This window comes from Streptomyces mirabilis, assembly GCF_039503195.1.
Taxonomy (GTDB): domain Bacteria; phylum Actinomycetota; class Actinomycetes; order Streptomycetales; family Streptomycetaceae; genus Streptomyces; species Streptomyces mirabilis_D.
Window position 1 is genome coordinate 9,483,277 of record NZ_JBCJKP010000001.1, and the last position, 17,535, is coordinate 9,500,811.

Here is a 17,535-nt window from a genome sequence, read left to right on the forward strand (position 1 = left end):
GCGGAGCCGCGCCGCTTCCAGGACTTCGGCACTGCTGCCCCGCGACCGGCCTCAGGAACTGGATGGCGCCGGCGATCTCCGGGTCGATCAGCCGCTGCGCCCCGACCGTGGGGTGGCCGAACACGCCGGTGAGTTCGAGGCTCACGATCCCGTGGACCCGCGTCCAGACCAGGATGGCGGCACAAGCCACGCCCGGTGTGGTGTCCCTCCGCTCCTGCGAGCGGGGCCGCCGTGGCGATCACCGGGGCCGTGCCGGGTTCGGCGGCGGCACCGCGGAGAACCGACATCAGAGCGCGTGGCACCGCCGCTGTCCCGGCCGCTCTTATTGACGCCGTGTCATCAACAGTGGTTCAGTGGCTGAGCCACTGAACCACTGAATCATTGGGGGCCGGGGTGGAGGCACTGCCACGCGAGACGATCGTCGACGTGCTGGAGAAGCGGCTGCGCGAGGACATCCTCGCCGGGCGTCATCCCGCCGGGAGATACCTGCCTCCCGAACGTGAACTCGCCGACGGATTCGGGGTCACCCGCACCTCCCTCAAGCACGCCTTCGGCCGACTGGCGCACGCCGGGCTGCTGGAGACGCGCCACGGAGTGGGTACCCGGGTACGGGATTTCCTGCGCCTGGGCGGAGCGGACCTCCTGCCGATGCTCGTGCGCCACAGCCCCGACTGGATCGGTGAGATCTTCGAAGTCCGGCGCAGCATCGGTGAGCTGATCGTGGAACGCGCAGCGACCCGTGCCACGGCGGCCCAGGTCGCCGAACTGCGTCTGCTGCTTGCGGCCGTCGGGGATGCGGCGGGGGGCGAGCCCGTGCAGCTGGCGGACGTGGAGGTGCACCGAGCGCTGGCCCGTGCCACGGGCAACCGGGTGTACGTCCTGCTGACCAACACCCTGTTCAACGCGTACCTGCCGGTGCGCGGGGCACTGGTCGGGCCCTTCGAGGATCCCTGGGCCGCCCATGACCGTCTGGCACCGGTCGTCGAGGCGGTGGCCGCCGGCGACCAGGAGGCGGCACGCACCGCCGCGGGCGACTATCTGTCGGCAACGGAACGCATCATGCTCAAGGGGCTGGCACGCTCCGGCGGACGCGGGGAAGGTGCCCTGTGAGCGCACACGGGACGGTGTTCAAGGAGACCATGCTGGGCCGTGTACGCCTGGCCGACGAGGACGGCGACCGCCCCGTGCGGCTGGACCTGCTGGCCAGCGCCGACGCCGTGCTGCTGCCCCACCGTACGACGCGGGCGCACGTGAGCGGACGGGTACGCATAGCGGGGCGGGCCGACGACGCCGAAGCCGAGGGCGAGCTGGAGATAGCACCCCTGTCGCGCCGCAGGATCCGCTACCGGATCACCTTCGTGATGGAAGGTCGGCGCCTCACTCTGGACGGCTGGAAGTCGGTGTCGCCCAAGCGTCCGCTCGCCTCGCTGACCGTACTGCCGTACACCCTGTACGAGGACGGTGACCGCGTGGGCGAGGGCACGCTGCGCTTCCCCCTCGCCACCGGCCTGCTGCCCTTCCTCGCGAGCTTCCGGTTCCCTCGTGCGGCCGCTTCCCCTGCCGACCGGCATCTGACGTCGCGCTGGGACGGCACACCGGGGCGGACCGAGGTCTGGTACACGACCCTGACCGATCCGGCCACCGACAGCGGGATCTGGCTGCACCACGAACTGGTGGCGCCCTCCGACGGTTCCGCCGCCTACGCGCACGGCTGGATCGCCGTCTTCCCCAAGGACGGCCCCGCCCAACACACACGGTTCGGCCCCGTACCGTGGACGGCGCATCCGGAGGGCTTCACCGCCGAGGGCATCTGCGTCCGACCCGGCCGGCTCACCGGCTCCGCCGGGACGTTCACCTGGGCACTCACCGAGAGACCCGAAGGTCCGCCGCTTCACACCTTCCCCCGCTGGTCCTGGCGACGTCCCTGGCTGCCGGCCTCGCACATGCTCCCCGCCGCCCGCGCCCGCTACAGCGGAACCATCCGGTACGGCACCGGTGAGCTGCGGCTCGACGACGCTCCGGGAGCCGGCGCCCGCATCTACGGCCACGGCAACGCCCGCCGCTGGGCCTGGCTCCACGCCGACCTGGGTGGAGGCGACGTCCTGGAAATCATCGCCGCGGTATCCATGCGACGCGGACTCGACAGGCTGCCGCCCCTGGTCTTCCTGCGCCTGCACCGAAACGGCCGTACCTGGCCTCGACGCGCGGAACGCTCTGCCGTGGGCTGGGCGGGCATCGGCCGGTTCCGCGCGGACATCCGCCTGCCCGAGTGGCGGGTCGAGGGCAGGGCGGGCCTGAGCCGCGTACAGGTGACGGTCACCCAGCCGCCGCAACAGACACTGACGCTCGGCTACACCGACCCCGACGGCTCCACCGCGGTCTGCCGCAACAGCGAGAGGGCGGACGCGGTGGTCAGCCTGGAACGCTGGTGGGGCACATGGCGGCGGGAGGCTGTATGGCGGCTGTCGGGCACCGCGCACGCGGAGGTCGGCGACCGATGAACTCCCGACGTCCCACCGCCTTGGCGGGACTCGCGGCCGCCCTGCTCGCGGACGACGGCACCTCCGCGTGGACGCGGGCCGTGCCCCGCAGGGCCGAGATGCTGCTCGACACCATGCCCGCTGCGGTACGGACGGCCGTGCGCGCCGCGGCCGCGGCGATCGACGCCTACACCGTGGCCCGAACGGGCAGGCGGCTGTCCGCGCTGAGCGCGGCGCAACGGGAGCAGGTCATGGGCTCGCTCGGTTCCCACCGGGCCCTGCTGCCGCTCCTGGACGCGGTCAAAGTACCGCTGCTGCTGGCGGCCGGTACCGAACGGACGCTGCATCAGCACCGACCGGCGCCCCCGGCGTCCGGCCCCGACGACCCGCCGCTCGACTGTACTCCGTCCCGCGACTGGCCCACGCGTTCAAGTGCCGACGCCGTCGTTGTCGGCTCGGGCGCCGGCGGAGCCATGGCTGCCCGGACACTCGCCCGCGTCGGGATGCGTGTCGTCGTCCTCGAGGAGGGGGAGCACCACACCAGTGCGTCGTTCGGGCGCCGGGCCCCGCTCGACCGCTTCACCGACCTGTACCGGGACGGCGGCGCGACGATCGTCCTCGGCAACCCCCCGCTGGTCCTGCCCGTGGGCCGCGCGGTCGGCGGCACCACTGTCGTCAACTCCGGAACGTGCTATCGCACACCGAACCACGTCCTCACCCGCTGGCTGGACCATCACGGCTTCGCGGCGGCCGAAGGCTTCGACGTCCACCTCGACGAGGTGGAACGCACCCTGCAAGTAGCACCCCAGCCGCTGCAGGTGCTGGGCAACAACGGGCTGCTCGCACTGGCCGGAGCGAAGGCACTCGGCTGGGCCGCGGCACCCTTGCGTCGCAACGCCCCGGGTTGCAGGGGCTCTTGCCAGTGTGTCGTCGGCTGCCCCACCGGTGCCAAACAGAGCGTCCAGCTGTCCGTGCTTCCCGAGGCCTGCGCGTTCGGCGCCCGCATCGTGACGGGCGCTCGCGTCCGGCGGATCCTCGTCGACGGCGACCGGCCGGGCGGCCCACGCGCTGCCGGGGTGCTGGTTCGCCGCCCGGACGGCAGCGAACTGGAGATCCTCAGCCCCTTGGTCGTGGTCGCCGCGGGGGCCCTGCAGACCCCGCCGCTCCTGCGCCGCTCCGGCCTCGGGGGACACCCGCGGCTCGGCCGCAACCTCAGCGTGCACCCGGCGATCAGCGTCGCGGGACGCTTCGGCCGCCCGGTCACCGGCTGGAAGGGCGTCCTGCAGAGCGTCGGCGTGGAGCACCTGCGCGACGACGGCATCCTGATCGAAGCCACCGCGGCGCCGGCAGGCATGAGTTCGTTCGTGCTGCCCGGCATCGGACGCGAGCTGCGCCGCGAACTGGAAGGGACGGATCAGCTCGCGACACTCGGTGCCATGATCGCCGACCGGCCCTCGGGGCGCATCCTCGGCAGGGACCGCACAGTGCTGCGCTACGACCTGACGCCGCGCGACGCCGGCCGCCTGCTCCGGGCCCAACGAGCCATGGGCCGCCTGCTGTTCGCGGCGGGCGCCGAGGAGGTGCTGACCGGTGTACCGCAGGTGCCGCGAGCCCGCACCCCGGCCCAGCTCGAGGCGCTGCTGGACACGGTGACCGCGCGCCATCTGCATGTGTCCGCGTTTCACCCCACGGGCACGGCGGCTGCCGGTGCCGACCCCGAGCTGTCACCCGCCGACCCGGACGGGCGCCTGCGCGGCGTCGACGGCGTGTTGATCTCGGACGGCTCCGTGCTGCCCAGTTGCCCGGAGGTGAATCCGCAACTGAGCATCATGGCGGCCGCCCTGGCCGTCGCCGAACGCTTCGTGACGAAGGCGTCGTGACCAGCCGTCGCCCTTGGTCTCACCGCCCCCGCCCGACCGGAGCGTTGCTGTGATCCCGGCTCAGAGGACGCGGACGGACAGGGACCTGCGGGCCGTGGTCGTCGGAGCGGGGTGGTCCGGGGTCGGCGCCGCCGTCCGGCTTCGCGGAGCAGGGTTCAACGATGTGCTTGTTCTGGAGAAGGGCTCGCAACTCGGCGGCACGGCTTGATGACATGCTGCGCTGCGGTGTTCAGGTGCTGGGGGCCCGGTGGGACGGGGCGGCCGGCCGCTGGCTGCTGGAGACCAGCGACGGGCCCTACATCGCGGCGGTACTGGTCCTGGCGAGGTCGGATCCGGGCGTGGATCCTGGCGACGTTGCGGCCTGCCTTCTCCCGGTTCGCGGAGCCCTTCTCAACCCCAGACAGCCCCGGCGACCACTGGGGCCGCGTGCTTCCCGGAGGAGCCGGTGCCGGCCTACGAACCCTCCCCCAGTCAGCCGACCGCAGCCCTTCCCAGCTGTTCCCGGTGTGCCCGGGCCGCGGGCGCCAGTGGCGACCCGCGGCACAGGGATCAACCGCGGGGCATCGCCCCCCTGACCGGGAGCGAGCACCTGCGGAGTGCTGACGGACCCGACAGGAGGTGGAGCCGAGTCATGTGACCCATTGGACCGGCCCTAGGGTGTGGTGGCTGCGGTGCGGTAGAACTCGGCTGCGGTGACGGTGGCGGGGACGCCGAGTTCGGTGGCGACCGCGGTGATCGCGTCGGCGCCGATGGCGGGGTCGGCCTGGCCGTCGGTGGTGAAATACGGTGCGATGAACGTCTCGTAGTGGGCCCGGACTTCGTCCGGGGTGTGCCGGCCCAGGAATGTCCGCATGTGCCGCACCGTGGTGTCGGGGTCGTCGTGGATCACCCGCAGGGCGCGCCGGTGGGCTCGTAGGACGGCCTGGACCGCGGGGTCGTCCGGGTCGGTGTAGGTGGGGTCGACGGCCACGCCGACGGTGGGGATCCGGAAGTGGTCGCCGACCCAGGCCAGTACCTGCCAGCCGTGCTCTGCGGCTATCGCCTCCGGTGCCATGGTGCTGCCGATCAGGGCGGCGTCGATGCTGCCGTCGTGCAGCCGGCGCAGGTCCATGCCGTAGTCGCCGGGCGGGCGGACGACGGTGTGGATGTCGCGGTCCGGGTCGAGGCCGGCCCGGCGCAGCACGATCCGGGTGAAGCACCCGGGTGCGGTGTGGGGGGCGTGTACCGCCAGCCGTCGGCCGGCCAGGTCGGCCAGGGAGGTCGGGCCGGGGCGGGCGAGGAACCAGAACAGCGGGCGGGTGGTGTTGACCTGGAGCGCGACCCAGGGGGTGCCGTCGGTCAGCCGGGACAGCAGTGCCCGGCCGAGCCCGATGGTGGCGCCGCGGCGCAGTCGCTCCTCGTCCCAGGAGCAGCCGTCGCGCAGCGCGACGTGGACGCCCTCGTCGGCGTAGTAGTCCTGCTGGTCGGCGATGTGGGCGACCAGTTCCTCGTGCAGGCCCCGCCCGACGTAGGCGAGATCGATCGTGTGCATGAATGTCTTTCCTTGATCGTGTCGCCGCCCTGTGCCCGCGCGGGCCGCAGGCGCAGGGCGCTGCGGCCCATGGTGCTGAGGTGACGGTGTGCCGGGAGCGGTGCGGCCGACGGCCGGACCCGGACGGTGTGGCCCCGTGCGCAAAGGACGCCGGGGCGTCAGTACATGAGCATGCCGCCGTTGACCGCGGCCGTGGTGCCGGTCATGAAGGCGTTGTCGTCGCCTGCGTAGAAGGCGACCGCCTGGGCGACGTCCTCCGGGTGTGCCAGACGGCCCAGCGGGGTGGCGGCCACCTGCCGCTTCTTGTGGGCGTCGTCGAACACATCCGTCATGCGGGCCATGCGGGTGTCCTCCACCGGGCCGGGCGCGACGACGTTGACCGTGATTCCCTGCGGGCCCAGTTCCTGGGCGAGGTAGCGGGCGAACTGCTCCAGTGCGGCCTTGGAGGTGCCCAGTGCGATCATGTGCTCCCGGGGCAGGCGGCTGAGGCCGGTACCGATGTAGATGATGCGTCCCCAGCCCTGTTCGGTCATGGCGGGCAGGACGGCTTTGGTGACCGCGAACGCCGCACGCATCTCGCCGTCGAGCTTGCCGCCCAGTTCTTCCCACGTCATGTCCTGGAACGACTTGACCGCGTACGGGATGAGCGCGTTGTGCACGAGCACGTCGACGCCGCCCCATGCCGCCTGGACCTGCCCGACCATGTTCTCGACCGCCGCCGCCTCGCGCACGTCGGCCTGCACGGCCATGGCCTGGCCGCCGGCGGCTTCGATGCCGGCCACGATCTCGCCGGCTGCCGTGCTGTTGCGGAGGTAGTTGACCACCACGCGCATCCCCCGGGCGGCCAGAAGGCGTGCGGTGGCCGCACCGATTCCGCTGCTGGCCCCTGTCACCAAGACCACCCTGCCGGTTGTCCCTGTCATGGGCCCACCTCCTCATCGCGGGCCGTCGGAATGACCGCCTCGAGTTGTTCATCGTCGGTGCCGGGGTGCCCGGAGTGTGCCGGGCGGATCGCGCCGTAGAGCACGGTGTCGACGGTCGCCCGCAGCAGATCGGCAGCGGTCCGGTCGAGTTCGCGCGGCAGTTGCGAGGTGAGCAGCCGCTCCAGCGCGCCGCGGGTGATCTCACTCAGCAGCTCGGGCGGCGCGGGCAGTAGTCCTTGCCGGTGCCCGTCCCGGAACAGTTCGTCGAGCCGCCGGTAGACCACCGTGTCCACGCGCTGCTCCACGTACTGGCGCAGCATCGCCCCGCCCCGCCCCGCCGCGAGCTGGGCCGCGCCGATCCGCCCGAGCTCACTGCCTGCCGCGAGCAGAAACCGCTGGACCCGCACACCGAACGGCTGCCCCTGCGCGTCCTGGGCCGCCGCCAGCGTGCGCTCCACCGCCGCGAACTGCCGGTCCAGCACCGCGGCCAGCAGACTGCGCTTGTCCGGGAAATGACGGTAGATCGTCTTCTTGCTCATACCGAGTTCACGGGCGAGATCGTCCATGCTCACCCGCACGGGACCCGGCGCGAAGAACAGCCGTCCGGCCGCCTCCACGATCACGTCAGCACGCCGCTCGCCATGCTCGGAAACTTTCGAAACTGAATTAGTTTCCATAGTTTCCATGCTGGCTTCCTGCCCCTCCGCTGTCAAGGCGTGCCGGGTGTGCGGAACTGCGTGGCCGAAGCTTGGAGCTCGGTGCCCGCCGGGCCGACATCGGCCAGACCGGGGACGAGCGGCGGCGTGTCCTGGCCGACCCCGAGGGCCATGAGTTCTGCCCGCTCAAGGCCCGCATCAAGCCGCTCTGACGAACCGACGCCGATGCGGGCGAATTCGTGTCAGCGTTCGAGGACGAGGGCGAGGCCCTGGCCGACGCCGATGCAGAGGGTGGCGACGCCGGTGCCGGAGCCCTTGCGGGCGAGTTGGTGGGCGACGGTGCCGGCGAGGCGGGCGCCGGAGGCGCCGAGGGGGTGGCCGAGGGCGATCGCGCCGCCCTGGGGGTTGAGGACCTGGGGGTCGAACTGGGGCCATTCGGCGAGGCAGCCGAGGACCTGGGCGGCGAAGGCCTCGTTCAGTTCGAGGACGGACAGGTCCGCGAAGGTCTTGCCGGCTTTGGCCAGGGCCCGGTTGACGGCTTCGACGGGGGCGAGGCCGAAGTACTGGGGGTCGGTCGCGGAGACGCCGGTGGCTCGGATGCGGGCCAGCGGTTCGCGGCCGGTGGCCTTCAGCCCTTCCTCGTCGGTCAGGAGGAGGGCGGCGGCGCCGTCGTTGAGGGGGGAGGCGTTGCCCGCGGTGACGGTGCCGTCGGTGGTGCGGAAGGACGGTTTGAGCCTGGCCATGGCGGTGGGGGAGGCGTCGGGGCGGACGGACTCGTCGGCGGCGAAGATGACCGGGTCGCCCTTGTGCTGGGGGATCGGCACGGGGGTGAGTTCGGGCTCGAACAGATCCCCGGCCTGTGCCTTCGCGGCCTTGCGGTGGCTGCTGAGGGCGTATTCGTCCTGCTGCTCGCGGCTGATCTTGTGTTTGTCGGCGATGAGTTCGGCGGACTCGCCGAGCGGGATGGTCCACTGGGGGTCCATCCTCGGGTTGACCATGCGCCAGCCGAGGGTGGTGGAGTACAGCTCGGTGTGTCCGGCGGGGAAGGGCCGGTCGTTCTTGGGCAGGACGTAGGGGGCGCGGGTCATGGACTCCACGCCGCCGGCCAGGGCGATGTGGGCGTCTCCGACGGCGATGGCGCGGGCGGCCTGGATGACGGCTTCGAGTCCGGAGGCGCACAGCCGGTTGACACTCACGCCGGGCACGGAGGTGGGCAGCCCGGCGAGCAGGGCGGCCATGCGGGCGACGTTGCGGTTCTCCTCGCCGGCGCCGTTGGCGTTGCCGAGGTAGACGTCCTCGATCCGGGCGGGGTCCAGGTCCGGGGTGCGGGCCAGGAGTTCCCGGATGGCGTGGGCGGCCAGGTCGTCCGGGCGGACGGACGCCAGGGCGCCGTTGTAGCGGCCGATCGGGGTCCGTACGGCGTCGACGATGTAGACGTCCTTCACGGTTGGGTCTCCTCGTTGAGTTCGGCTGCGACACGGACCTTCGCGGCGGTCTTGGCCACGATCTCTCCGGCCGTGACGCCGGGCGCGGTCTCGATGAGCACCAGCCCGTCGTCGGTGACGTCGAGGACGCCGAGGTCGGTGATGATCCGGTTGACGCACGCCTTGCCGGTGAGCGGCAGCGCGCACTCCTGAAGGATCTTCGCGGTGCCGTCCTTGGCGGTGTGGGTCATGACGACGATGACGGTGCGGGCGCCGTGGACGAGGTCCATCGCCCCGCCGATCCCGGTGATCATCTTCCCGGGGATGGCCCAGTTCGCCAGGTCACCGCCCGCGGACACCTGCATCGCGCCGAGCACGGCCACGTCGATGTGCCCGCCCCGGATCATCGAGAAGGACAGCGCCGAGTCGAAGAAGGAGGCGCCCGGCAGGACCGTCACGGTCTCCTTGCCGGCGTTGATGAGGTCCGGGTCGACCTGGTCCTCGGTGGGGTAGGGGCCGGTGCCGAGGATCCCGTTCTCCGACTCCAGGATCACCTCGACGCCGGCCGGGAGGTGGTTGGGGATCAGTGTCGGCAGCCCGATGCCGAGATTGACGTACTGCCCGTCCTGGAGTTCGCGTGCCGCACGGGCCGCCATCTCCTCGCGACTCCACGCCATCAGCCGCTCACCGTCCGCTTCTCGATCATCTTCGCGGCGGCCTGTTCGGGGGTGAGGGCCACCACCCGCTGGACGAAGATCCCCGGCAGATGCACCGCGTCCGGGTCGATCCCGCCGGGCTCGACCAGCTCCTCCACCTCGGCGATCGTCACCCTGCCCGCCATCGCCGCGAGGGGGTTGAAGTTCCGGGTGGACCTGCTGAAGACGAGGTTGCCGTGCCGGTCGCCCTTCGCGGCCCGGACCAGCGCGAAGTCGGTGCGGATGCCGCGCTCCAGCACGTACTCGGTGCCCTCGAACTCGCGCACCTCCTTGGCGGGCGAGGCCAGCGCCACCCCGCCCGAGCCGTCATAGCGCCAGGGCAGCCCGCCGTCCGCGACCTGCGTGCCCACCCCGGCGGGGGTGTAGAAGGCGGGGATCCCCGCACCGCCGGCCCGCAACCGCTCCGCCAGCGTGCCCTGCGGGATCAGCTCCACCTCCAGCTCCCCGGCCAGATACTGCCGCGCGAACTCCTTGTTCGCCCCGATGTAGGAGCCGGTCACCCGCGCGATCCGCCCGGCGGACAGCAGCACCGCGAGCCCGGACTCCATCGCCCCGCAGTTGTTGGACACCACGCCCAGACCGCCGACCCCCCGCTCGTACAGCGCCTCGATCAGCACGTTCGGCACACCGCTCAACCCGAACCCGCCCACCGCCAACGACGCACCCTCCGGCACATCCGCCACCGCCTCCAGGGCCGTGGCGACCACTTTATCCATCTTTTTTCACTCTGCCTCTCGCCGATGTGGACCCATCAGAAGCTGTTTCCGTGCAATGTCAAGAATTCGGCCGGGTTCTGTAATATTTCTGCGAGCGTCACGGAAATTGCGGGAGCGGATCCGCCGCAGACATGTCCGTCTCATGCGCATCTCACCTGACCGACACCTGCCCCCACGGTCCAGCGCCCTGGCATTCGCCGACATCCCACAGATGAGTGATATCGCCCGTGATCCCCAGGCCGCACTGTCGGTGAGCGTCGCGCGAACAAGGTATTCCCTCACCGATTCCCGTTATCACTCACGGATTCCGTTGACTCGCATCATCCGAGTGCCGACGCTTTCTCCATGAACAGAGGATCGGCAGGACCGAGGAAATTCTCATGAAGACATTCGTGCATCGGGGACAGATCACCAAGGTGGTCTTCGGCAGCGGTACACGCAGCCGTATTCCCGAAGAGGCCGATGCTCTCGGATGCCGTCGTGTGCTCATCCTGTGCACACCTGGTCAAGTGGACCAGGCAGCGGAGGTGCGCGACCTGCTGGGTGCGGCAGCCGTGGGAACGTTCGCCGAAGCTGCCCCGCACACCCCCATCGAGGTCACGCACCAGGCGGTCGCGTACGCCAGATCCGTGGAAGCGGACTCCGTGCTCGCCATCGGCGGCGGATCGACCATCGGCCTGGGCAAGGCGATCGCCGTGCGGACCGGTCTTCCGCAGCTGGCGCTGCCCACCACCTATGCGGGCTCGGAGATGACGCCGATCCTCGGAGAGACCGAAGGCCGCAGGAAGACGACCCGGCGGCTGCCGGAAGCGCTGCTCAGGACGGTGGTCTACGACGTCGACCTGACGCTCACGCTTCCGGCGGCGATATCGGTGGTCAGCGGCATCAACGCGATGGCGCACGCCGTGGAGGCCCTCTACGCACAGGACCGGGACCCGGTCGCCTTCCTGATGGCCGGTGAAGCGCTCGACTCCCTCACCCGATCCCTTCCGGTCATCGCGCGACGTCCGGACGACGGCGAGGCACGGGCGGATGCGCTGTACGGGGCGTGGCTGGCGGGCACGTGCCTCGGCACGGTGGGCATGGCCCTGCACCACAAGGTGTGCCACGTGCTGGGCGGCACATTCGGCCTTCCGCACGCCGAAACCCACACAGTCGTCCTGCCGCACGTGGCCGCCTACAACGGGCCGGCGGCCCCCGAAGCCATGGCACGCGTCACGCAGGCGCTGCCGGCGGACGACGCCGCGAGCGGTCTCTTCGACTTCGCCGGGAGGCTCGGTGCCCCCAGGGCACTGCGAGACCTCGGCATGCCCGAATCGGGGATCGAGCAGGCGGCCGAACTCATCGTGCGGGACGGCTACTGGAATCCGCGCCCAGTCGACCGGGCAGCTGTCCGCGCCTTCCTGACCCGCGCCTGGGCCGGGGAGATGCCGCGGACGCCGCCGGGCAACGACCATCCCCAGACCGACTCCGTCATCGAACCCTCGACCACCACGGGAGCACGCCATGCGTGATCTGACCAGCGACACCATCACCGAGGCCGTGATCGCGACCATGCGGGACACCAAGGACTCCCGCCTCGCGGAGATCCTGGAATCACTGGTGCGGCACCTCCACTCCTTCATCCGTGACGTCGAACTCACGGAGGAGGAGTGGGCCCGGGGAGTGGACTTCCTGACACGCACCGGGCAGATGTGCACACCGACGCGCCAGGAATTCATCCTGCTGTCCGACGTGTTGGGCATCACCATGCTGGTCGACGCCCTGGGTAACCGACGCCCCGCCGAAGCCACCCAGAACAGCGTCCTGGGCCCCTTCTTCAGGGAAGACAGGCCGCAGCACACCGACGCCGCCGACATCTCCGCAGGCCTGCCCGGCACCCCGCTGTTCTTCGAGGGACGGGTCGTCAACCGTGAGGGAGCGCCGGTGACCGGCGCCGCGGTGGATGTCTGGCACAGCGACTCCGAGGGCCATTACGACGTGGATGTGCCCGGCCAGGTCGACACGGCCATGCGCGCGCTGTTCCGGACCGACGAGAGAGGACACTTCAGCTTCCGTTCCATCCGCCCGTCCAGCTACCCGATACCCGCTGACGGCCCGGTCGGCGAACTCTTGAGCGCGACCAGCAGGTCGCCCATGCGTCCCGCCCATGTGCACCTGCTGATCAATGCTCCGGGATTCCAGCGCGTGACCAGCATGCTGTTCCCTTCGGACGATCCGTACCTGGACACCGATCCGGTGTTCGGAGTCAAGGAGTCGCTGGTCGGGTCCTACGACACTTACGCGGCCGACGCCGGGCCCTGCCGCGGGCTGACCGACGTGCCCTACACCCTGCTGCGCCACACCTTCGTCCTCGAACCCCTGCCCGCGGACTGAGAGCGAAGGAGCCCGGAGTGCCGCCGCCCGCGGACTTCCGACGCCTGGCCGACCGGCTGCGCCGATGAGCCGGCAGCCCGTGACAACCCCCGGTACCGGGCCGGCCCGCAACTCTGCCCCGAACTCGGCGAAGCGCGATCCGTCCACCACGTGCGCGACGACCTCGCGTACGTCATGGGGCAGCCGCCCGCCTTCCTGCCCCGCTCGAACGACATGCCCGCCAACCCACCCGTCGGGGCGGTGAGTTCACCCCGTGACCTGCGCAACAGGCCGACGCTCTTCCCGACTTTCACGGAGGTCCTCCGATGACCGAAACCCTTGACATGACAGTCGATTTCCGAGCCACGATGAGCCGGCTCGTCACGGGTGTCAGCGTGATCACCACGTGCTCCGGAAGCACACCCATCGGCATGACGGCGAGCGCCGTGTCCGCCCTCTCCCTCGACCCGCTCCAGCTGCTCGTATGCATCGGCAACCACCTGTACACGCGGACCGCGATCGCGGCGTACGGCCGCTTCGCCGTCAATGTGCTCGGCGAGGACAGCGAGCACCTGGCGCGGAACTTCGCCGCGTCCAAAGCGGACAAGTTCGCGGGCGTCGAGACCTTCGACGACCACGGCGTGCCGGTGTTGAAGGACGCCATCGCGGCTGTCGTGTGCGACGTCGCCGAGGCGCTCCCCGGCGGCGATCACACCATCTTCGTGGGCGACGTCCGCCAATGGGCACACAAGGCGGACTGCCGACCGCTGGTCCACTTCGCGGGCGGCTTCGGCGCACTCAGGGCTCCGCACTAGTCCTGGAGGCAGCGGTTCGAAGGAGGCCGCCGCCAGGCCCGTGACCGGCCGCCGCCACCCCCGATGTCCGGCTCCTGCGAGGTGAGCCATGGCCGTCGGGGGCTCCGCCCGTCCCGACGACTCCACGGAAAGTGCCATGACCAGCTCCGTTGCGACATTCAAGCTGCATCCTCCGGCCCAGCCCCCGCATCTGCTGACACGCCCGCGTCTACTGCGCCGGCTTGAGACGGCGACCGAGCCCGTGGTGCTGCTCTCCGCGCCGGCCGGCGCCGGGAAAACGGTGCTCCTGACCGAGTGGTCGCAGGGCTTGGCGGCCCGCGGAGAGTGCGCCTGGCTCAGCCTGGACGCGTATGACAACGCCCCGGACCGGCTCTGGTCCTGCATCCTGCGAGCGGTGCACCACGCACGACCGAACCTGCCCGGCCGCCTCGACAGCGATGGGTGGACGGTGGACGCATGGCTCGAGGAGATCCTGCCGGGCCTGGTGACCGGACCGGGCGGGGAGGGACCGCTCACACTGATCCTCGACGGGCTGGAATCCATCACGGACGCCGACGCAGTGCGCAGCCTGGCGGACTTCCTGACAAGGCTTCCCCACGGTTTCCGCGTCGTTCTGTCGACCCGGCACATTCCCGGAAGCCCCCTTCCGACCCTGCGCGCGCGGGGTCTGACCGCCGAACTCGACCAGCACGACCTGGCCTTCACCCCTGAGGAAGCACAGGCAGTGCTCACCGGTCTCCTCGGGTCCGCTCCGACCGCGGACGCTTCGAGCGCGCTGTACGAGGCCACCGAGGGATGGGCGGCGGGGCTGTGCATCATGGGGCGCGCCCTCACCCGCTCGGCGAACGAGGCCGACACGGAAGGCAACCTGGCCCGCGGCAGGCAGGCGGTCACCGAGTATCTGGCCACCGAGGTGCTCTATCGGCTCACCACCGAACAGCGCCGGTTCCTGCTGCGTACCAGTGTGCTCGACGAGCTGAGCGCCGGGCCGTGCCAGGCCCTGGCCGGGGACCGGGCGGGCGTACTGCTGCGCGAGCTCGTACGGACCGTGCAACTGCTCGTGCCCGCCGCCGATCCGTCGGCGTACCGGCATCACCGGGCACTGGCTTCGCTGCTGTCCGACGTCCTTGAGTCCGAAGGGTCCGACACCGTCGTGTCCCTGCACCGGTCGGCGGCTCAGTGGTACTCCCGGCAGGGGGAGACGACCGCGGCCGTACGGCACTGGACGCTGGGCGGCGATGAGCCCGCGGCCGTCGCGTCGGTCCTCGACGGCTGGGAGAAGGCGATCTCGGCGGGCCGTGGTGCGCAGGTCTCGCACTGGCTGGATCTCCTGCCGCCCCGCACGGTCGCCGCCGACGCGAGGCTGTGCGTCGTGGCGGCGATGGCGGCTCTCTCAGGAGGCGCCCCGGAAACGGCCCGGCGCTGGCTGGATGTGGCCCAGCTCAGGCAGACGGGACTGGAGACGGTCGGCGAAGGCGGCACCGTGTCCGACGCCGCAGCCGTCGCTCAGGTCGTGGCCTGCTGTCTGAAGGGGGAGGTGCTGACCGCCGGCCGTCTCGGCGAAGCCGCCGTCGCCGCCACCCTGCCGCTGACTGCCTGGCGTGCCCTGGCCTGTACGGCCCGCGGTGCCGCGCTGCTCTGGACCTGCCGGTACGAGGAGGCGGAGGCGCTGCTCGGCGAGGCGACCCGTGATGCGCATGCCGCCGGGCACGGCCTGGCGCTCGTCCGCGCGCTGGGGCTGCGGGTGGTGTGTGCGCTCCTGGCCGGACGGCACGAACTGGCACGCATTCTCAGTGACGAGGCCCTCGAGGCAGTCGCGTCGGTCGGCCTGGGCCGGCACTTCGTCTCTGTGCCCGCCTACATCGGCCGGGCCGGCCTGCTCCTCGAAGAGGGACGGACCGAGGAGGCCGAACGGGTTCTGGCCGGCGCGGAAGCGGTGCTGGCGGGCTCGCCCCGGACGGAAAGCGAACCCCACGTGCGCGCCTTGTGCCACTTCACGCGGTCGCGGCTTGAGAGCGCGCGGCGCAACACGGACGCGGCGCGAGAGGCCCGCGAGGCGGCCGGGCGGGCGGCGGCCCGGTGCGAGTCGCCCGGGGTGCTGACGGACCTGCTCGCCCGAGCAGGCGAGGACACGGTGGTGGTTCCGGCCGCCCCCCGCCCCCAGGACCTGTCGGTGGGGGAGCGGCGGGTGCTCCGGGCCCTGTGCGGTCCGCTGACGCTGCGTGAGATCGCTTCCGAGTTCTATGTGTCCCACAACACCGTCAAGACACAGGTACGGGCGATCTTCCGCAAACTCGGCGCGCACGACAGGGGCGGAGCGGTCGCCAGGGCCCGGGAGTGCGGTGTGCTCTGACCCGGGCCCCGGCATCCTGCTAGGAGGCGTCCTGGCGTCGGGCGTAGTTCGCCTGAGCCTTGTACACGGTCTCCTCCTCGTCGCTCACGCTCTCGATGCCGCACACCTTGCGCGCGAGGTCCGCCATGCTGCCGCTCGGGGACATCTCGGCGCGCTTCATGGTGAGGCTGCGGATGGCCAGCAGGGGCGTGCCGTTGAAGTTCTCGAAGGTGCTGATGCGGTCGCCCCAGTCGGACAGGAACATGTCGCGGATCACTCGGCTGATCTTCAGCCGGTCGTAGGGCCTGCCGACCGGTCCGGTCTGCAGCGCCTCCAGCCACGGCCGCAGTTCGGGCTGCTGCCACTGCCCCTCGGTGGGGTAGATGAGCGCGGCACGACCGGACAGGTCGAGAAGCTCGTGGACCATGTCGGTGATGTGCTCGATGTAGTACGCCCGCCCGAAGTCGAACATCAGGACGTTCGGCTTGAAGATGCCGCCGGGAGTGAAGAACCCTTCGTCCTCCGAACCGACCGTATGCGCCTTGAGCGTCTGGTGGAAGCCGGCGAACCGGGCGACGCGGGCCTGGACAGGCGGCAGCTGGTACGTGCCGATGTGCTCGGTGATCAGCAGGGCCAGGCCGAGCATCAGCTCGGCCTTCACCATCGCACGCACCAGCGAGTGGTAGTGCAGCCAGTCGAAGACACGCTGCGGGTACAGCGACGCGTGCTGGGGGTTACCGATGTGGAAGACACGGTTCCAGGGGATGAGGACGTCCTCGAACACGATGACACTGTCCAGCTCGTCACCCTGCGAGGCGAGCGGGTGCTCCACCTCCTCACCGTCGCGTACGTTGCTCTCCCGGCAGATGATGGTGACCCCGGGAGTGTCGGGCTTCACCGCCCCGTAGATGATCTGTTCCGAGACGATCCCGGGACGGTAGAAGACGCCTATGTGGATCCAGTCCCCGAAGGCCGCGCCGGTACTGATCGCCTTCACGCCCCGCACGGTGATGCCCTCGTCCGAGGTGGCGACCACCCGCAGCGCAGGCGACTCGGCCTGTGCGGAATCGCGCGAGCGGTCCGCCTGCGGGTCGACGAACGCCGGCGTCGCGTTGAGGTCGCCGTCCCGCACCACGTTCCAGAAGTCGAGGATCCCCTCGGTGAGGTCCCTCCCGTCGGTCCCGACGGACTGGCTGCTCCAGGGCTCCGGGTCGTCGATGTAGGTGAGCAGGACGTAGTTGTTGACATCCGGTGTGCGCGGGATCGCCCCGCCGCCGAGTTCCCGCTGCACCGTCTCCAGGTAGTGCCGCTTACGCCGCAGGTCATCCTTGGAGCGGTGCTGGAACCATGTCATGGACCGCCGGACGCCACCCTCGTCCACGAACGTCATGACGTCCTGGAGGTCCGGGCGGTGGTGCAGGTCGTAGAAGGCCGCGAGGCTCTGGGCGTACGCCCTGGTCTTCGGGTGCGTGGCCACGTTGTCGACGAGTTCGTCACCCACCCACACCGTGCGGCCGTCGTTCAGCGCTGCCAGGTATTCCTTGCCTGTACGCACGTCGTGCTCCTCTCCAGGGGCAAGAGATCCGGATGGCACGGAGCATGCGTCGCGACAGGGTGACAAGACGGCGCACAGCCGGCAATCACCCGGGTGAAAGCGGCGATCACCGGGAAACCGGCGTTGAGGGCGGATACGGCCGTGAGCCATGC

General features: G+C 70.7%; 16 protein-coding genes and 1 pseudogene. 10 read left to right on the forward strand and 7 right to left on the reverse strand.

Annotated features, from left to right (window positions below; genetic code table 11):
- Positions 1 to 393 precede the first annotated feature (393 nt).
- From AAFF41_RS42980 to AAFF41_RS42995, 4 genes are all read left to right on the forward strand, one after another.
- Positions 394 to 1,110 carry a FadR/GntR family transcriptional regulator gene (locus tag AAFF41_RS42980; protein WP_319754360.1) on the forward strand — a complete coding sequence of 239 codons (717 nt, stop codon included), beginning with the start codon at positions 394 to 396 and terminating at the stop codon, positions 1,108 to 1,110.
- Complete coding sequence (locus AAFF41_RS42985) at positions 1,107 to 2,501, forward strand: hypothetical protein (RefSeq protein ID WP_343325769.1); 1,395 nt, start codon at positions 1,107 to 1,109, stop codon at positions 2,499 to 2,501. The genes AAFF41_RS42980 and AAFF41_RS42985 overlap by 4 nt, the downstream gene beginning before the upstream one ends.
- Positions 2,498 to 4,360 carry a GMC family oxidoreductase gene (locus AAFF41_RS42990; protein WP_343325770.1) on the forward strand — a complete coding sequence of 621 codons (1,863 nt, stop codon included), beginning with the start codon at positions 2,498 to 2,500 and terminating at the stop codon, positions 4,358 to 4,360. Before AAFF41_RS42985 ends, AAFF41_RS42990 begins: the two co-directional genes overlap by 4 nt.
- Before the next feature lie 94 nt (positions 4,361 to 4,454).
- Positions 4,455 to 4,568 carry an NAD(P)-binding protein gene (locus AAFF41_RS42995; RefSeq protein WP_319754366.1) on the forward strand — a complete coding sequence of 38 codons (114 nt, stop codon included), beginning with the start codon at positions 4,455 to 4,457 and terminating at the stop codon, positions 4,566 to 4,568.
- 444 nt (positions 4,569 to 5,012) lie between these two features.
- Here the strand turns inward: AAFF41_RS42995 and AAFF41_RS43000 are convergent, their stop codons facing one another.
- From AAFF41_RS43000 to AAFF41_RS43010, 3 genes are all read right to left on the reverse strand, one after another.
- Complete coding sequence (locus tag AAFF41_RS43000) at positions 5,013 to 5,891, reverse strand: ABC transporter substrate-binding protein (RefSeq protein WP_343325771.1); 879 nt, start codon at positions 5,889 to 5,891, stop codon at positions 5,013 to 5,015.
- A 158-nt stretch (positions 5,892 to 6,049) separates the two neighbouring features.
- Positions 6,050 to 6,814 (reverse strand): SDR family NAD(P)-dependent oxidoreductase, encoded by a 765-nt coding sequence (locus tag AAFF41_RS43005; protein ID WP_319754364.1) that lies wholly within the window; start codon positions 6,812 to 6,814, stop codon positions 6,050 to 6,052.
- The gene (locus AAFF41_RS43010) at positions 6,811 to 7,437 is read right to left on the reverse strand and encodes a TetR/AcrR family transcriptional regulator (protein WP_343325772.1); all 627 of its coding nucleotides are present in this window, start codon (positions 7,435 to 7,437) and stop codon (positions 6,811 to 6,813) included. Before AAFF41_RS43010 ends, AAFF41_RS43005 begins: the two co-directional genes overlap by 4 nt.
- A gap of 104 nt (positions 7,438 to 7,541) precedes the next feature.
- On the opposite strand from AAFF41_RS43010, the pseudogene AAFF41_RS43015 reads away from it, so the two are divergent.
- Positions 7,542 to 7,682, forward strand: a pseudogene (locus tag AAFF41_RS43015) (VOC family protein); the annotation flags it as partial.
- A 30-nt stretch (positions 7,683 to 7,712) separates the two neighbouring features.
- On the opposite strand, the gene AAFF41_RS43020 reads toward AAFF41_RS43015, so the two are convergent.
- The 3 genes from AAFF41_RS43020 to AAFF41_RS43030 are packed head-to-tail and all read right to left on the reverse strand — an operon-like array spanning position 7,713 to position 10,326.
- The gene (locus AAFF41_RS43020; RefSeq protein WP_343325541.1) at positions 7,713 to 8,915 is read right to left on the reverse strand and encodes a thiolase family protein; all 1,203 of its coding nucleotides are present in this window, start codon (positions 8,913 to 8,915) and stop codon (positions 7,713 to 7,715) included.
- Entirely contained in the window at positions 8,912 to 9,571 is a 660-nt protein-coding gene (locus AAFF41_RS43025; protein ID WP_343325542.1) for a CoA transferase subunit B, read from the reverse strand. Before AAFF41_RS43025 ends, AAFF41_RS43020 begins: the two co-directional genes overlap by 4 nt.
- Positions 9,571 to 10,326, reverse strand: coding sequence for a CoA transferase subunit A (locus AAFF41_RS43030; RefSeq protein WP_343325773.1), 756 nt, complete (start codon positions 10,324 to 10,326; stop codon positions 9,571 to 9,573). The genes AAFF41_RS43025 and AAFF41_RS43030 overlap by 1 nt, the downstream gene beginning before the upstream one ends.
- Before the next feature lie 380 nt (positions 10,327 to 10,706).
- On the opposite strand from AAFF41_RS43030, the gene AAFF41_RS43035 reads away from it, so the two are divergent.
- The 5 genes from AAFF41_RS43035 (at position 10,707) to AAFF41_RS43055 (ending at position 15,849) form a co-directional block, all read left to right on the forward strand.
- Complete coding sequence (locus tag AAFF41_RS43035; RefSeq protein ID WP_343325774.1) at positions 10,707 to 11,840, forward strand: maleylacetate reductase; 1,134 nt, start codon at positions 10,707 to 10,709, stop codon at positions 11,838 to 11,840.
- Entirely contained in the window at positions 11,833 to 12,702 is an 870-nt protein-coding gene (locus AAFF41_RS43040; protein WP_319751188.1) for a dioxygenase family protein, read from the forward strand. Before AAFF41_RS43035 ends, AAFF41_RS43040 begins: the two co-directional genes overlap by 8 nt.
- 150 nt (positions 12,703 to 12,852) lie before the next feature.
- Positions 12,853 to 13,011, forward strand: coding sequence for a hypothetical protein (locus AAFF41_RS51905; RefSeq protein WP_415925947.1), 159 nt, complete (start codon positions 12,853 to 12,855; stop codon positions 13,009 to 13,011).
- Entirely contained in the window at positions 13,008 to 13,496 is a 489-nt protein-coding gene (locus tag AAFF41_RS43050; RefSeq protein WP_343325775.1) for a flavin reductase family protein, read from the forward strand. The genes AAFF41_RS51905 and AAFF41_RS43050 overlap by 4 nt, the downstream gene beginning before the upstream one ends.
- A 136-nt stretch (positions 13,497 to 13,632) precedes the next feature.
- On the forward strand, positions 13,633 to 15,849 hold the full coding sequence (locus AAFF41_RS43055) for a helix-turn-helix transcriptional regulator (protein ID WP_343325776.1): 2,217 nt from the start codon (positions 13,633 to 13,635) through the stop codon (positions 15,847 to 15,849).
- Between the two features lie 19 nt (positions 15,850 to 15,868).
- On the opposite strand, the gene AAFF41_RS43060 is transcribed toward AAFF41_RS43055, so the two are convergent.
- Entirely contained in the window at positions 15,869 to 17,383 is a 1,515-nt protein-coding gene (locus AAFF41_RS43060) for a 4-hydroxyphenylacetate 3-hydroxylase family protein (RefSeq protein ID WP_319751184.1), read from the reverse strand.
- Between the last annotated feature and the right edge of the window lie 152 nt (positions 17,384 to 17,535).

Coding starts and splice junctions, on each gene's coding strand:
- AAFF41_RS43025 (WP_343325542.1), bottom strand. CDS start 9,571: ATGGCGTGGAGTCGCGAGGAGATGGCGGCCCGTGCGGCACGCGAACTC.
- AAFF41_RS43030 (WP_343325773.1), bottom strand. CDS start 10,326: ATGGATAAAGTGGTCGCCACGGCCCTGGAGGCGGTGGCGGATGTGCCG.
- AAFF41_RS43050 (WP_343325775.1), top strand. CDS start 13,008: ATGACCGAAACCCTTGACATGACAGTCGATTTCCGAGCCACGATGAGC.
- AAFF41_RS43000 (WP_343325771.1), bottom strand. CDS start 5,891: ATGCACACGATCGATCTCGCCTACGTCGGGCGGGGCCTGCACGAGGAA.
- AAFF41_RS43040 (WP_319751188.1), top strand. CDS start 11,833: ATGCGTGATCTGACCAGCGACACCATCACCGAGGCCGTGATCGCGACC.
- AAFF41_RS42990 (WP_343325770.1), top strand. CDS start 2,498: ATGAACTCCCGACGTCCCACCGCCTTGGCGGGACTCGCGGCCGCCCTG.
- AAFF41_RS43005 (WP_319754364.1), bottom strand. CDS start 6,814: ATGACAGGGACAACCGGCAGGGTGGTCTTGGTGACAGGGGCCAGCAGC.
- AAFF41_RS43055 (WP_343325776.1), top strand. CDS start 13,633: ATGACCAGCTCCGTTGCGACATTCAAGCTGCATCCTCCGGCCCAGCCC.
- AAFF41_RS43035 (WP_343325774.1), top strand. CDS start 10,707: ATGAAGACATTCGTGCATCGGGGACAGATCACCAAGGTGGTCTTCGGC.